Raw genomic sequence first — 12,358 nt, 5'->3', positions numbered from 1 at the left:
TCCTGTCGGCGGGGTCCGGTTTCCAACGGCGTATCCCGCAACCTCTCCTCCGTCATCCTCGGGCTCGACCCGAGGATTCACGCCACAAACTGACGAACCCCGGCCGATCCATCGGCCGGGGTTTTTCATTGCGGGCAGGGAGAGGATCAGGGCGAGACGGCGACGTCCACCCAGAAGCGGGTAAAGCCTTCGGCGAAATCGCGGTAGCCGCTCAGCGTCGAGGGCTTGACGGCATAGGCATTGGCGCCGTTCTGATAGGCGCGGTTGACGTCGGCGGTGCTGGAGGACGAGGACAGCATGATGACGGGCGTCACCGCCGTGCGGGCGCGCCCGCGCAGCCGCTTGAGCAGGTCCATGCCGCTGGTGCCGGGCATGTTGATGTCGAGCAGGATATAGTCGAAGGCCTCGCGGTCGAGCCGGTCGCTCGCCAGTTCCGCGTCGGCGACATGGGTGATCTCGATCGTGCTGCCGGCATCGCTGAAGGCGCGCATGACGAAGCGCACGTCCACAAGATCGTCGTCCACGACGATCAGCTTTCTAGCCGAGCCTCCCACGATCGTTCCCCTTTGATTTTACGGGTTGCGGAAACGTCACGACGAAGCGTGCCCCCGGACCGTACTGCGTGTCAAGCGTTATCACCCCGTTGTGGCTCTCGACGATCCGGCGCGCCAGCGCGAGTCCGACGCCGGTGCCCTGGTACACCGCCTCGTCCCGGTGAAGGCGTTGAAACACCTCGAAAATCCGTCCGGCATGCTGCGGGTCGATGCCGATGCCGTCATCCTCGACGACGAAATCGATGCCGCCCGGGCGCTCGCGGCAGTAGACGCGCACGACCGGCGCGGCGCCGGGCCGGCGGTACTTCAGCGCATTGCCGATGAGGTTCTGCGCCAGCCGCTTCAGGAGCTCCGGATCGCCCATCACGTCCGGCATGGGCGCGGCCTCGACACGCCCGCCCGCCTCCTGCACATGGCTTTCCAGCAGCGCGAGCGCGTCGCGCACCACGTCGGAGAGCGAAACGGGCTTCGGCGCCGAGATCCGGTAGGCGATCTGCGAGAATTCCAGCAGGCTGTCGATGATCCGGCGCATGCGCGCGGCGCTCTTGCGCACATGGTCGGCATAGGTCGGCAGTTCGGCGATGTCGCCGCGGTGCAGGTCCTCCGAGATCATCTCGGCGAACATGGAAAGGTGGCGCAGCGGCGCCTTCAGGTCATGCGAGACCGTGGCGGTGAACTGGTCCAGCGCCTCGTTCTTGCGGCGCAGCTCCTTCGTCTGGGCTTCCACCTGCTGCTGCTGGCGCTTGGCCTCGGTGATGTCGCGCCCGACGCAGACGACCTCGCAGACACCCTCCTTGTCGAAGATCGCCACGGCGGTCCAGAGCATCCACATCATCTGGCCGTCATGCCCCTCGATGCAGATCTCCACGGTCTTGACGGGCGCGGCGCGGGTGTAGTTCTCGACGTCCATCAGCGCCGCGGTATGTTCCGGTGCGCAGGCGATATCCGGCAGGTAGCGGCCGATCAGCCCGTCCGTCGTCGAGCCGACGAAATGGGCGTATTTGTCATTGGCGAAGCGGATCGTCAGGTCGCGATCGAACCGCAGGATCATGTCGGGCAGGATCTGCAGCAGCGAGAGATATTCGCGGCGCTTCATCTCCAGCGCCGCTTCGGTGCGCTTCAGCTCCGTTACGTCGACGCGCAGCGCGACGATGTCGCCGGTCTCGGCCACATGGCTCTCGCCGCGGATCCACCGGTCCTTGCCGAACTCGAAGACGGTTCCGCCGCTGCCGGTGTTCCTGTGGCTTTCGAGGCGGGCGCGCACCATCGCCTCGGCCTCCGGCGTTCCCTCCCGGATGCCGGGAAACATGCCCGCGCGGATATTGGCGCGCGTAATGCTCTCCAGCGTCACGCCCACGCGCACGGCATCGCGGGCCGGTCCGCACCGCTCCTTGTAGGAGCGGTTGAACATGACGAGGTGCTCCGTCTCGTCGAAGATCGCAAACCCCTCGGGCATCGTGTCGAGCGCCGCCGCGATGCGCTGGCCCAGCAGGATCTGCTCGCCGTGGCTGCCTCCGCTCAGAAGGCTGCGCAGGAGGATCGCATAGGAGGGCCGTCCGCCTGCATCCGGCATGGCGATCACATGGGCCGTCGCGTCGAAGGTGGCGCCGTTGTCGTGGCGGAAGCAGAGAGCATGGGTATTTTCGCGCCCGCCCGCGGCCTGCCGGGCAAGGCGCGCCGCTGCCGCCTCGCCCGCGAGAACGGCCACGCCCGCCGCCGCCCCGTCGTCGCGGCTCCAGCCGAAGGTGCGGGCGGCCGCATCATTGTGGGAAACGAGGCACCCCTGCGCGTCGACAATGACCACGGGAAAGGGCAGGTTCTGGTAAAGTGCCGCGGCAAAGTCGTCCATCGCTCGCGCCCCTCTCCCTGGCGATCACGCCGGCGCCGGATTCGCGCGCCGCGCGCGGGAGACTAAAGCAATTCCGGCAAAAGTGCGAAGCGGTTTTGCCGGAATTGCGCCGGGACGAAAGGCTGGAGCGATTTCGGAAAGGGCGTGGAAACGCTCCCGGCAAGACCGCCGGTGAAGGAAAGCCGCAAGGATTGACGGGCTGCGCAATGCCCGACCGGTTCAGCCGGCGCGCACCGTCGGCTGGCCGGAAGCCGCGAGGGCCGCAAGATCGGCCGGCTTCAGCTCGACCGATTCGCCGCAGCCGCAGGCGGACGTCTGGTTCGGGTTGTGGAAGGTGAAGCCGGAGCGCAGCGTCGTCACCTCGAAATCCATCTGCGTGCCGAGAAGGTAGAGCACCGCCTCCGGCGCGACCCAGACGCTGGCACCGTTGTGTTCGATCAGGTCGTCCTTGGCATTGGGTTCGGTGACGAGGTCGATGGCATATTCCATGCCGGCGCAACCGCCCTTCTTGATGCCGACGCGAATGCCCTTGGCATCGCCGCCGGCATTGTCAACGATCGCCTTGACCCGGTCTGCCGCCGCGTCGGTGAGTGTCATCACTGCAAAGGCCATGGGCCGCTTCTCCTTCGCCGGCCGGGTTCAAGGCCCGGCGGTCTGCGAATCCGAATCTAGTGTTGGCGGGTTAACGGATCAAGTCACAGCGCTGAGAGTTTGCCCCTCATCCGGCTGCCGCCACCTTCTCCCCGCAAGCGGGGAGAAGGGATATGCCGCACGGTTTTCCCAAACGAAGAGGCATCCCTATCGAGGAAACCATCGCCCGGTCGTCCTTCGCCCCGCTTGCGGGGAGAAGGTGCCGGCAGGCGGATGAGGGGCAGGCCTCAGCCAGTGCCCCTCGCTTCAATACCAGCCCACGGCGACCTGCGCCTCTTCCGACATGCGGTCCGGCGTCCACGGCGGATCGAAGGTCATCTTGACCTCGACGCCGGACACGCCCTCGACCGCGCCCACGGCGTTTTCCACCCAGCCCGGCATCTCGCCGGCCACGGGGCAACCGGGCGCCGTCAGCGTCATGTCGATCTTGACCATGCGGTCGTCTTCGATGTCGATCTTGTAGATCAGGCCGAGCTCGAAGATGTCGGCCGGGATTTCCGGGTCGTAGACCGTCTTCAGGGCGGAGATGATGTCGTCGGAAAGGCGCGCCAGTTCGTCGTCCGGGATCGCCGAATGCACGATGCCGTCGCGGACGTCGGTCTTGTCTTCCGTTGCGTCGAGGGACATGGGTCCACCTCCTCAGGCAAAGAATTTGCGGGCATGGTCGAGCGCGTCGGCCAGGGCATCGACTTCGGCGCGCGTGTTGTACAGGCCGAACGATGCCCGGCATGTGGAGGTGACGCCGAAGCGTTTCAAGAGCGGCTGGGCGCAATGGGTGCCGGCGCGCACCGCCACCCCTGCCCGGTCGATGACCATCGAGACGTCATGGGCATGGATGCCTTCCAGCTCGAAGGAGAAGATCGAGCCCTTGCCCAGCGCCGTGCCGAAGATCTTCAGCGAATTGATCGCCGAAAGCCGCTCATGGGCATAGTCGCGCAGGTCCGCCTCATGGGTGGCGATCGCCGCACGGCCGATCTTCTCCATGTAGTCGAGCGCATGGCCGAGCCCGATCGCCTGCACGATCGGCGGCGTGCCGGCCTCGAAGCGGTGCGGCGGGTCGTTGTAGGTGACGATGTCCTCGGTCACGTCGACGATCATCTCGCCGCCGCCCTGGAAGGGCCGCATCTCCTTCAGCCGGTCCATCTTGCCGTAGAGCACGCCGATGCCGGAGGGGCCGTAGAGCTTGTGGCCGGTCATCACATACCAGTCGCAATCGATGTCCCGCACGTCCACCGGCATGTGCACGGCGCCCTGCGAGCCGTCGACCAGCACCGGAATGCCGCGCTCGCGGGCGATGCGGCATATCTCCTTGACCGGCACGATGGTGCCGAGCGCGTTCGACATATGCGTTATGGCGATGAGCCTGGTGCGCTCGGTCAGGCACTTCTCGAAGTCTTCGATGTGGAAGGCGCCCGTATCGTCCACCGGCGCCCAGACGAGCTTGGCGCCCTGCCGCTCGCGGATGAAGTGCCACGGCACGATGTTGGAATGGTGCTCCATGATCGACAGCACGATCTCGTCGCCCGCGCCGATCTTCGGCATGCCGTAGCCGTAGGCGACCGTGTTGATCGCCTCGGTCGAGGATTTCGTGAAGATGATCTCGTCGACCGAGGAGGCGTTGAGGAAACGGCGCACCTTCTCGCGCGCCGCCTCGTAGGCGTCCGTGGCGGCGTTCGACAGGAAGTGCAGGCCGCGATGCACATTGGCATATTCGCTGGAATAGGCGTGCGAAATCGCGTCGATCACCGCCTGCGGCTTCTGCGCCGAGGCGCCGTTGTCGAGATAGACCAGCGGCTTGCCGTAGACCGTTTTCGACAGGATCGGGAAATCCTTGCGGATCGCCTCGACGTCATAGGCCAGTGCGGGGGCGTGTTCCATCTCGACTTCCTTGTTTACGCAATCCGGACGCAAAACCGCTGTACACTTTTGCTGGGATTGCTCCTGTTAGGCGTGCTTGTCGAGCCAGTCGGCGATGACGCCTTCCAGCGCCTCGACCAGCGGCTCGTCTTCCAGCTCCTCGACGATCTCGGCGACGAAGGCGTTGACCAGCATGGCGCGTGCCTTGTTTTCCGGGATGCCGCGGGCCATCAGGTAGAAGAGCTGCGTGTGGTCGATGTCGATCACGGTCGCGCCGTGGCCGCACTGCACGTCGTCGGCGAAGATCTCCAGCTCCGGCTTGGCCGAGAAATCGGCTTCGTCGGAGAGCAGCAGCGTGTTGCACGACATCTTGGCGTCGGTCTTCTGGGCGTCCGGCGCAACGCGGATCTGCCCCTGGAAGACGCCGCGGGCGCGATCGAAGATCACGTTGCGGATCACCTCGGTGGAGGTCGTGTTCGGCACGTCGTGGCCGACCGTGAAGGTCACGTCGGTATGCGTCTCGCCGCCGAGCAGGTTGATGCCGCGCAGGATGAGGTCGGAGCCCTCGCCCGCCACCACGGCGTGGATTTCCTGCCGCACGAGCTTGCCGCCGGCATTGATCACGTAGAGGCGCAGCTTGGCGTCGGTGCCGAGCGTGATGCGGATCTGGCCGAGATGGGTATCGGCCGCCCCCTGGCCCTGGAAGATGACCCAGGTGACCTCCGCGCCGTCGGCAAGCGAGATGTCGCTGATCGTCGTGACGAAGGCGGCATTGTCGCCGGCCGCCACATGGCGCTCGATGACGGTCGCCTTGACGTTCGCGCCGAAGGTCGCCGGGAATCGCGTATGGACCTGGCCGGCATTCTGGATCGTCTGAATCTCGACCGGCGCTTCAAGTTCGGTGCCGGCGGGGAAATCCAGCACGAAACCGTCGCGAACGAAGGCGCCGTTGATGCGGCCGATCGTGTCGTCGCCGTCGCGGGCGACAAGGCCGTCCGCGGCCGTGCCGTCGGCCAGCGCATTGGCGAAGGTGCGCAGCGTGACGCCCTCGACCGCGCCCCGTGCATCCGCCACTCCGTTGACGACGGAAAGCACCGTGGAGCCCTCGACCAGCGGACCGATCCTGGCGGCGGAGGCCGCCGGATCGAAGGCCGGCACGGCGCGCAGCAGCGCCCTGAGGTCCGTATAGTGCCAGGCCTCGACGCGGCGCGTCGGAAGGCCGGCTTCCTTGAAGTCGCTGATGAGGACGTCGCGGGCGGCAAGCACGGCGCCGTCGCCCGGCAGTTCGCCGAGCGCATGGTCGTAGGCTTCGCAGAGCGCCGTCTCGGCGACGGAGAGCTTCATGCCTGTCTGCATGTTCATGAGATCACTCCTTCATGGGTGCCGTCAGGCCGCAGCACCGATGATGTCGGCGTAGCCGTTTGCTTCCAGTTCATGCGCCAGCGTCTTGTCGCCGGACTTGATGACCTGGCCCTTGTAGAGAACGTGCACCGTGTCCGGCACGATGTAGTCAAGCAGGCGCTGATAGTGCGTGATGACGACGACGGCGCGGTCGGGCGAGCGCAGGGCGTTGACGCCGTCGGCGACGATCTTCAGCGCATCGATGTCGAGGCCGGAATCGGTCTCGTCGAGGATGCACAGCTTCGGCTCCAGGAGCGACATCTGCAGGATTTCGGCGCGCTTCTTCTCGCCGCCGGAGAAGCCGACGTTCAGCGGACGGCGCAGCATTTCCGGCGCGATCTTCAGTTCGGCGGCGGCTTCCTTGACGCGGCGCATGAAGTCCGGCGTCGTCAGTTCCGCCTCGCCGCGCGCCTTGCGCTGCTCGTTCATCGCCACTTTCAGGAACTGCATGGTGGCGACGCCCGGGATCTCGACCGGGTACTGGAAGGCGAGGAAGATGCCCTTGGCGGCGCGCTCCGCCGGGTCGAGCTCCAGGATGCTCTCGCCGTCGTAGAGGATGTCGCCTTCGGTGACTTCATAGTCCTCGCGGCCGGAGAGGATGTAGGAGAGCGTGGACTTGCCCGAGCCGTTCGGGCCCATGATGGCGGCGACTTCGCCGGCCTTCACGGAAAGGTTCAGGCCGCGGATGATCTCGGTGCCGTCTTCGGCGATGCGGGCGTGCAGATTCTTGATTTCAAGCATGGTTTTCGATCCTGGCTTCGGAGCGCGTCCCGCGCTCCCGTCTTCGTTTCAGAAGCCGAGGAAGAAGTGGACCACCGGAAGGAGCGTCGCCGAAAGGGCACCCACCCCGAACCCCATCGCCAATCGCACGATCCTGTTCGTAAGCGTCGGCGAATAGGCTGCAAGTCCACCGCAAACCACGGCGTAGTACGTCAGATTGACCGGATCCATGTCGTCGCCTCCAGATGAGAGCCGCATCCGCTACTATAACGGATCACGCGGGAACTTCATCGTGAGGCTTGTCCGGTCCCCCGGCGGAACCCGCCGGGACATTCCTTCACCCGATCAGCCGACCGAGCCTTCCAGCGAGATGCCGATCAGCTTCTGCGCCTCGACGGCGAATTCCATCGGCAGTTCCTGGATGACTTCCTTGACGAAGCCGTTGACGATCAGCGCGATCGCCGCTTCGGTCGGGATGCCGCGCTGCAGGCAGTAGAACAGCTGGTCCTCGGAGATCTTCGAGGTGGTCGCCTCGTGCTCGAAATGGGCGGTCGCGTTCTTCGCTTCGATATAGGGCACGGTATGCGCGCCGCACTTGTCGCCGATCAAAAGCGAGTCGCACTGGGTGAAGTTGCGCGCGTTCTCCGCCTTGCGGTGGGCCGAGACCTGGCCGCGATAGGTGTTGTTGGAGAAACCCGCGGAAATGCCCTTGGAGACGATGCGGCTCGACGTGTTCTTGCCGAGATGGATCATCTTGGTGCCGCTGTCGATCTGCTGGTGGCCGTTCGAGACGGCGATCGAGTAGAACTCGCCGCGCGAACCATCGCCGCGCAGGATGCAGGACGGGTACTTCCAGGTGATGGCGGAGCCGGTCTCGACCTGCGTCCACGAGATCTTGGAGTTCTTGCCCCGGCAATCGCCGCGCTTCGTCACGAAGTTGTAGATGCCGCCCTTGCCTTCCTTGTCGCCCGGATACCAGTTCTGGACGGTGGAATACTTGATCTCGGCATCATCGAGCGCGACCAGCTCGACGACGGCCGCATGGAGCTGGTTCTCGTCGCGCTGCGGCGCGGTGCAGCCCTCGAGGTAGGACACGTAGGCGCCCTCCTCCGCGATGATCAGCGTGCGCTCGAACTGGCCGGTGTTCTTCTCGTTGATGCGGAAGTAGGTGGACAGTTCCATCGGGCAGCGAACGCCCTTCGGCACGAAGACGAAGGAACCGTCGGTGAAGACCGCTGAGTTCAGCGTCGCGTAGAAATTGTCTGTCGTCGGGACGACGGAGCCGAGATACTTCTTCACGAGATCGGGATGCTCGCGGATGGCTTCGGAAATCGACATGAAGATCACGCCGGCCTTCTTCAGCTCCTCCTTGAAGGTCGTGACGACCGAGACCGAATCGAACACGGCGTCGACGGCGATCTTCGAGGTCTGCACGCCGGCGAGGATCTCCTGCTCGCGCAGCGGAATGCCGAGCTTCTCGTACATCTTCAGAAGCTCGGGATCGACGTCGTCGATGGACTTCGGGCCGGTCTGGTTCTTCGGCGCGGCGTAGTAGTGAAGGTCGTTGAAGTCGATCTTCGGATAGTCGACGCGCGCCCAGGTCGGCTCCTCGAGCGTCAGCCAGCGGCGATAGGCCTCCAGGCGCCATTCGAGCATCCAGTCGGGCTCGTTCTTCTTGGCCGAGATGAAGCGGATGATATCCTCGGACAGGCCCTTCGGCGCCTTGTCCATCTCGATCTTCGTCTCGAAGCCGTATTTGTACTGGTCGACGTCTATCTGACGGACCTGTTCGATCGTTTCCTGCACCGCAGGCATGTCGTTCTCCAATCTTGCCGGATCCAAGGTCCGGCAGTTTGTCAACGTGTGGCGGGCCTCCCGCCGGTTATGTAAGCGCCAAAGGCGGTTTTTCCCACCCTTTGGCAAGCGAAAACTTGCGTTCCCGCAAGATTCACCTCACGCCGCGTTTCCCGTCATGCGCCGCCGCGAAACGACGCGCGAGAAGGCGGCGAGGAAGCGTTCCACATCCTCCTCCGTCGAGCCCGGCCCGAGCGAGACCCGCAGCCCGCCGAGCGCGGCATCGAAGCCCATGGCCGCCAGCACATGGCTCTGCCCGACCTTGCCGGAAGAGCAGGCCGACCCTGCCGAAAGCGCAATGCCCTCCAGGTCGAAGGCGATCTGCCCCGTCTCCGATTTCAGGCCCGGCAGGCTGAAGAACGAGGTGTTGGCGACACGCTCGACATCCGCGCCGTGGATGATGACGTCGTTGGTCGCCGCCTGCATGCCGGCCTCCAGCGTGGCGCGCAGGGCGGCGATCCGTCCGTTGCGCTCCGCAAGGTCGGCGGCGGCAAACCGCGCGGCCGCGGCAAAGCCGGCAAGCGCCGCCGGGTTTTCCGTGCCGGAGCGATGCCCCTTCTCCTGCCCGCCGCCGCGGATCAGCGGCACGGGCATCAGCACCTCGCCGCGCGAGATCAGCGCGCCGGCGCCCTTCGGGCCGCCCAGCTTGTGCGAGGAGACGATTAGGAAATCGGCGTCGAGCGCCGCAATATCGACCGGCACGCGGCCGACGGCCTGCACCGCATCGACGACGAGGAGGCCGCCATGGCGGCGCACGGTCTCCGCCGCCGCCGTCACCGGCTGCACGATGCCCGTCTCGTTGTTGGCGAGCATGACCGCCACCATCGGCAGGCCCTTCGCCTTGTCATGGCCCGCAAGAAGCGTTTCCAGCGCGTCGAGATCGACGAGGCCGGCGCGGGTGACGGGGATCGTCGTCACGGCCTCGCGCGCAAAACGCCCGCCCTCGCGCATCGCCGGATGCTCGATCTCGGACACATAGAGATGGCCGATGGCGAGCGGCGTGCGGCCCATGCGGTAGTCGGGCGTCAGGACGAGGTTCGCCGCCTCGGTGGCGCCGCTCGTGAAGATCACATGGGCCGGCGCGGCGCCGACCAGCGCGGCGACGTCACGGCGCGCGGCCTCCACCAGCATGCGCAGCGCCCGGCCCTCGCCGTGCACGGAAGACGGGTTGCCGACGCTGTCGAGCGCGGCAAGAACGGCCTTGCGCGCCGCCGGCAGCAAGGGCGCCGTGGCGTTCCAGTCCAGATATGTGCGCTCCGTCTTCGTCATTCTTTACCCATGCCTGCCAGGCCAAGTTCACGGCGGCGTGCATTTTCCTTGAAATTTCCGTCTGGCTTGCCTTATGACACCAAACGCACGGCGTCCCATGGGCGCCCACACAGTTTCGAATGGTTCTAAACTAGGTTCTAGAAAAGCTGACTGGTTTCGTCAAGACTTCAGTTGACAAGAATCCGTTCCAGAACGCGAACTTGCCGGAGTAAGAATGCCCGAAATCATCTTCAACGGACCCGCCGGTCGCCTTGAAGGGCGCTACCAGCCGTCCAAGCAGAAGAACGCCCCGATCGCCATCGTGCTGCACCCGCACCCGCAGTTCGGCGGCACGATGAACAACCAGATCGTCTACCAGCTGTTCTACATGTTCCAGAAGCGCGGCTTCACGACGCTGCGCTTCAACTTCCGCGGCATCGGCCGCAGCCAGGGCGAATTCGACCATGGCGCGGGTGAACTGTCGGATGCGGCCTCGGCGCTCGACTGGGTGCAGAGCCTGCATCCCGATTCGAAGAGCTGCTGGGTTGCCGGCTATTCCTTCGGCGCCTGGATCGGCATGCAGCTCCTGATGCGCCGCCCGGAGATCGAAGGCTTCATGTCGATCGCCCCGCAGCCGAACATCTACGACTTCTCGTTCCTCGCCCCCTGCCCGTCGTCGGGCCTCATCATCAACGGCGATTCCGACAAGGTGGCGCCGGAGAAGGACGTCAACGGCCTCGTCGAGAAACTCAAGACGCAGAAGGGCATCCTGATCACCCACCGCACGGTGCCGGGCGCCAACCACTTCTTCAACGGCCAGACGGAAACCCTGATGGCCGAATGCGAGGATTACCTCGACCGCCGCCTCGCCGGCGAACTGACGCCGGAACCGGCCGCCAAGCGCATCCGCTGACCGGCCGAGAAAGAGAACGGAAAGAAGCCCGGTGACGTTCGCCGGGCTTTTTCTTTGCCTTCCGGTCACGCGCCTCAGTTCGCGCGCTTGACGACCTCCAGCACCACCGCGGGCGGCTCCGCCTCGCGCACGCAGTCGCGCCCGGCATTCTTGGCCGCATAGAGCGCATCGTCCGCCCGGCGCATGGCAAAGCGCAGCGGCTCGCCGCGCGTCACCTCGGCGACGCCGAAGCTGGCGGTGATGCGCACGGCCGGCGGCAGGCCGGGAATGGGCGCGACGGCACGGGTGGCGCGCAGGGTCTGGGCGAAGAGCAGCGTCGCCTCCCTGCCGGTGTTCGGCAGGAAGAGCGCGAACTCCTCGCCGCCAATGCGCGCGGCGAGCGCGCCTGGCGGCGCCGCGACACGCAGCGCCTCGCCGAAGGCGCGGATGGCGCTGTCGCCGCCCTGGTGGCCATGCGTGTCGTTGACCGACTTGAAATGATCGATGTCGCACAGGATGAGGCCATGCGGCCCGGCGCCCGCCAGCAGCGCGTCGATGCGGTTGTCGAAGCCGCGGCGGTTGAGGAGGCCGGACAGCGGATCGACCTCCGCATTGCCCTTCTCCTCCGCGACGATCTCCAGCACGAGCACGCAGAGCAGCATCAGGCCGACCGTGACGATCAGCACGGCGCCCATGCTCTGCGAGACGAGCGCGAACTGGCTGGCGAGATAGTCCTCCGCCGTGTTGCCCGCCCCGGCGAGCACGGCGGCGAAGGCCTTCACGATGAAATGCCCGCTGGTCAGCGCAAGGAGGACGATGAGCGCCCGGTCGACGAAACTGGCCGGACGCGCCCGCCAGACGGCGAAAGCGCTCATGCCGAGCGCCACCGCGAACGGCGTCTGGTAGGGCAGCGCATGGGCGAGCGTGCCGCGCGGCAGGTCGTAGATGACATAGTCGAGCGCGACGAAGGCGACGAAGATACCCGCCAGGACCCACCGGTTGGTACGAAGGCCGTAGAGATGGCCGACGCCGACGCGCAGCATCAGCATGCCGCCCAGCATGGCGGCGAAGGCGAGGATCGCCCAGAGCTTTGCCGGCGGCACATAGGCGACGAGGAATTCGAAGATGGTGGCGAGCGAGGCGACGGCATAGGTGCCGGCAAACCAGCGGGCGGCGACGCGGTTGCGGCTCCTGGCGGACACCGCCAGGAAAAACATGCAGAAACACTGCGCGATGAGAAAGTTCACCGCCAGCAGGAAGCCCGCGCCACTCATTGGCCACCTAACGCAAGACACAAAGCCGTTCCGTGCAGGGCGCCCCGGACCGATCTCA

Annotated in this window: 12 protein-coding genes; 1 reads left to right on the top strand and 11 read right to left on the bottom strand. The window is 65.7% G+C overall.

Annotated features, from left to right (window positions below; all coding sequences use genetic code 11):
- Positions 1 to 146: 146 nt before the first annotated feature.
- The 10 genes from MUU56_RS00915 to MUU56_RS00870 form a co-directional block, all read right to left on the bottom strand.
- A complete protein-coding gene (locus MUU56_RS00915) occupies positions 147 to 554 on the bottom strand; it encodes a response regulator (protein ID WP_244765476.1) in 408 nt (135 codons plus the stop codon).
- Complete coding sequence (locus tag MUU56_RS00910) at positions 538 to 2,403, bottom strand: PAS domain S-box protein (RefSeq protein WP_244765475.1); 1,866 nt, start codon at positions 2,401 to 2,403, stop codon at positions 538 to 540. The genes MUU56_RS00915 and MUU56_RS00910 overlap by 17 nt, the downstream gene beginning before the upstream one ends.
- 219 nt (positions 2,404 to 2,622) lie before the next feature.
- The gene (gene sufA, locus MUU56_RS00905; protein ID WP_244765474.1) at positions 2,623 to 3,015 is read right to left on the bottom strand and encodes a Fe-S cluster assembly scaffold SufA; all 393 of its coding nucleotides are present in this window, start codon (positions 3,013 to 3,015) and stop codon (positions 2,623 to 2,625) included.
- Positions 3,016 to 3,300: 285 nt separating this feature from the next.
- Complete coding sequence (locus tag MUU56_RS00900; RefSeq protein WP_244765473.1) at positions 3,301 to 3,681, bottom strand: SUF system Fe-S cluster assembly protein; 381 nt, start codon at positions 3,679 to 3,681, stop codon at positions 3,301 to 3,303.
- Positions 3,682 to 3,693: 12 nt separating this feature from the next.
- Positions 3,694 to 4,932: a cysteine desulfurase gene (locus tag MUU56_RS00895; protein ID WP_244765472.1), complete on the bottom strand. Its 1,239-nt coding sequence runs from the start codon at positions 4,930 to 4,932 to the stop codon at positions 3,694 to 3,696.
- Between the two features lie 66 nt (positions 4,933 to 4,998).
- Positions 4,999 to 6,273, bottom strand: a complete 1,275-nt coding sequence (gene sufD, locus MUU56_RS00890) for a Fe-S cluster assembly protein SufD (RefSeq protein WP_244765471.1) — start codon at positions 6,271 to 6,273, stop codon at positions 4,999 to 5,001.
- Positions 6,274 to 6,297: 24 nt separating this feature from the next.
- A complete protein-coding gene (gene sufC / locus MUU56_RS00885) occupies positions 6,298 to 7,053 on the bottom strand; it encodes a Fe-S cluster assembly ATPase SufC (RefSeq protein ID WP_244765470.1) in 756 nt (251 codons plus the stop codon).
- A gap of 48 nt (positions 7,054 to 7,101) precedes the next feature.
- Positions 7,102 to 7,263 (bottom strand): hypothetical protein, encoded by a 162-nt coding sequence (locus tag MUU56_RS00880; RefSeq protein WP_244765469.1) that lies wholly within the window; start codon positions 7,261 to 7,263, stop codon positions 7,102 to 7,104.
- 114 nt (positions 7,264 to 7,377) lie between these two features.
- Positions 7,378 to 8,847 carry a Fe-S cluster assembly protein SufB gene (gene sufB / locus MUU56_RS00875; protein ID WP_244765468.1) on the bottom strand — a complete coding sequence of 490 codons (1,470 nt, stop codon included), beginning with the start codon at positions 8,845 to 8,847 and terminating at the stop codon, positions 7,378 to 7,380.
- A gap of 138 nt (positions 8,848 to 8,985) precedes the next feature.
- Positions 8,986 to 10,155 (bottom strand): cysteine desulfurase family protein, encoded by a 1,170-nt coding sequence (locus tag MUU56_RS00870; protein ID WP_244765467.1) that lies wholly within the window; start codon positions 10,153 to 10,155, stop codon positions 8,986 to 8,988.
- Between the two features lie 214 nt (positions 10,156 to 10,369).
- On the opposite strand from MUU56_RS00870, the gene MUU56_RS00865 reads away from it, so the two are divergent.
- Entirely contained in the window at positions 10,370 to 11,047 is a 678-nt protein-coding gene (locus tag MUU56_RS00865; RefSeq protein WP_023516508.1) for an alpha/beta hydrolase, read from the top strand.
- 74 nt (positions 11,048 to 11,121) lie between these two features.
- On the opposite strand, the gene MUU56_RS00860 is transcribed toward MUU56_RS00865, so the two are convergent.
- Positions 11,122 to 12,243, bottom strand: a complete 1,122-nt coding sequence (locus MUU56_RS00860; RefSeq protein ID WP_244765466.1) for a GGDEF domain-containing protein — start codon at positions 12,241 to 12,243, stop codon at positions 11,122 to 11,124.
- Positions 12,244 to 12,358 lie beyond the last annotated feature (115 nt).

This window comes from Shinella yambaruensis, assembly GCF_022899355.1.
Taxonomy (GTDB): domain Bacteria; phylum Pseudomonadota; class Alphaproteobacteria; order Rhizobiales; family Rhizobiaceae; genus Shinella; species Shinella yambaruensis.
This window is presented reverse-complemented; position numbering and strand designations above follow the sequence as displayed.

Bases quoted from the DNA above. Each gene is read 5' to 3' on its own strand.
- MUU56_RS00910 (WP_244765475.1), bottom strand. From the start codon at position 2,403: ATGGACGACTTTGCCGCGGCACTTTACCAGAACCTGCCCTTTCCCGTG.
- sufA (WP_244765474.1), bottom strand. From the start codon at position 3,015: ATGGCCTTTGCAGTGATGACACTCACCGACGCGGCGGCAGACCGGGTC.
- MUU56_RS00900 (WP_244765473.1), bottom strand. From the start codon at position 3,681: ATGTCCCTCGACGCAACGGAAGACAAGACCGACGTCCGCGACGGCATC.
- MUU56_RS00895 (WP_244765472.1), bottom strand. From the start codon at position 4,932: ATGGAACACGCCCCCGCACTGGCCTATGACGTCGAGGCGATCCGCAAG.
- sufD (WP_244765471.1), bottom strand. From the start codon at position 6,273: ATGAACATGCAGACAGGCATGAAGCTCTCCGTCGCCGAGACGGCGCTC.
- sufC (WP_244765470.1), bottom strand. From the start codon at position 7,053: ATGCTTGAAATCAAGAATCTGCACGCCCGCATCGCCGAAGACGGCACC.
- MUU56_RS00880 (WP_244765469.1), bottom strand. From the start codon at position 7,263: ATGGATCCGGTCAATCTGACGTACTACGCCGTGGTTTGCGGTGGACTT.
- sufB (WP_244765468.1), bottom strand. From the start codon at position 8,847: ATGCCTGCGGTGCAGGAAACGATCGAACAGGTCCGTCAGATAGACGTC.
- MUU56_RS00870 (WP_244765467.1), bottom strand. From the start codon at position 10,155: ATGACGAAGACGGAGCGCACATATCTGGACTGGAACGCCACGGCGCCC.
- MUU56_RS00865 (WP_023516508.1), top strand. From the start codon at position 10,370: ATGCCCGAAATCATCTTCAACGGACCCGCCGGTCGCCTTGAAGGGCGC.
- MUU56_RS00860 (WP_244765466.1), bottom strand. From the start codon at position 12,243: ATGTTTTTCCTGGCGGTGTCCGCCAGGAGCCGCAACCGCGTCGCCGCC.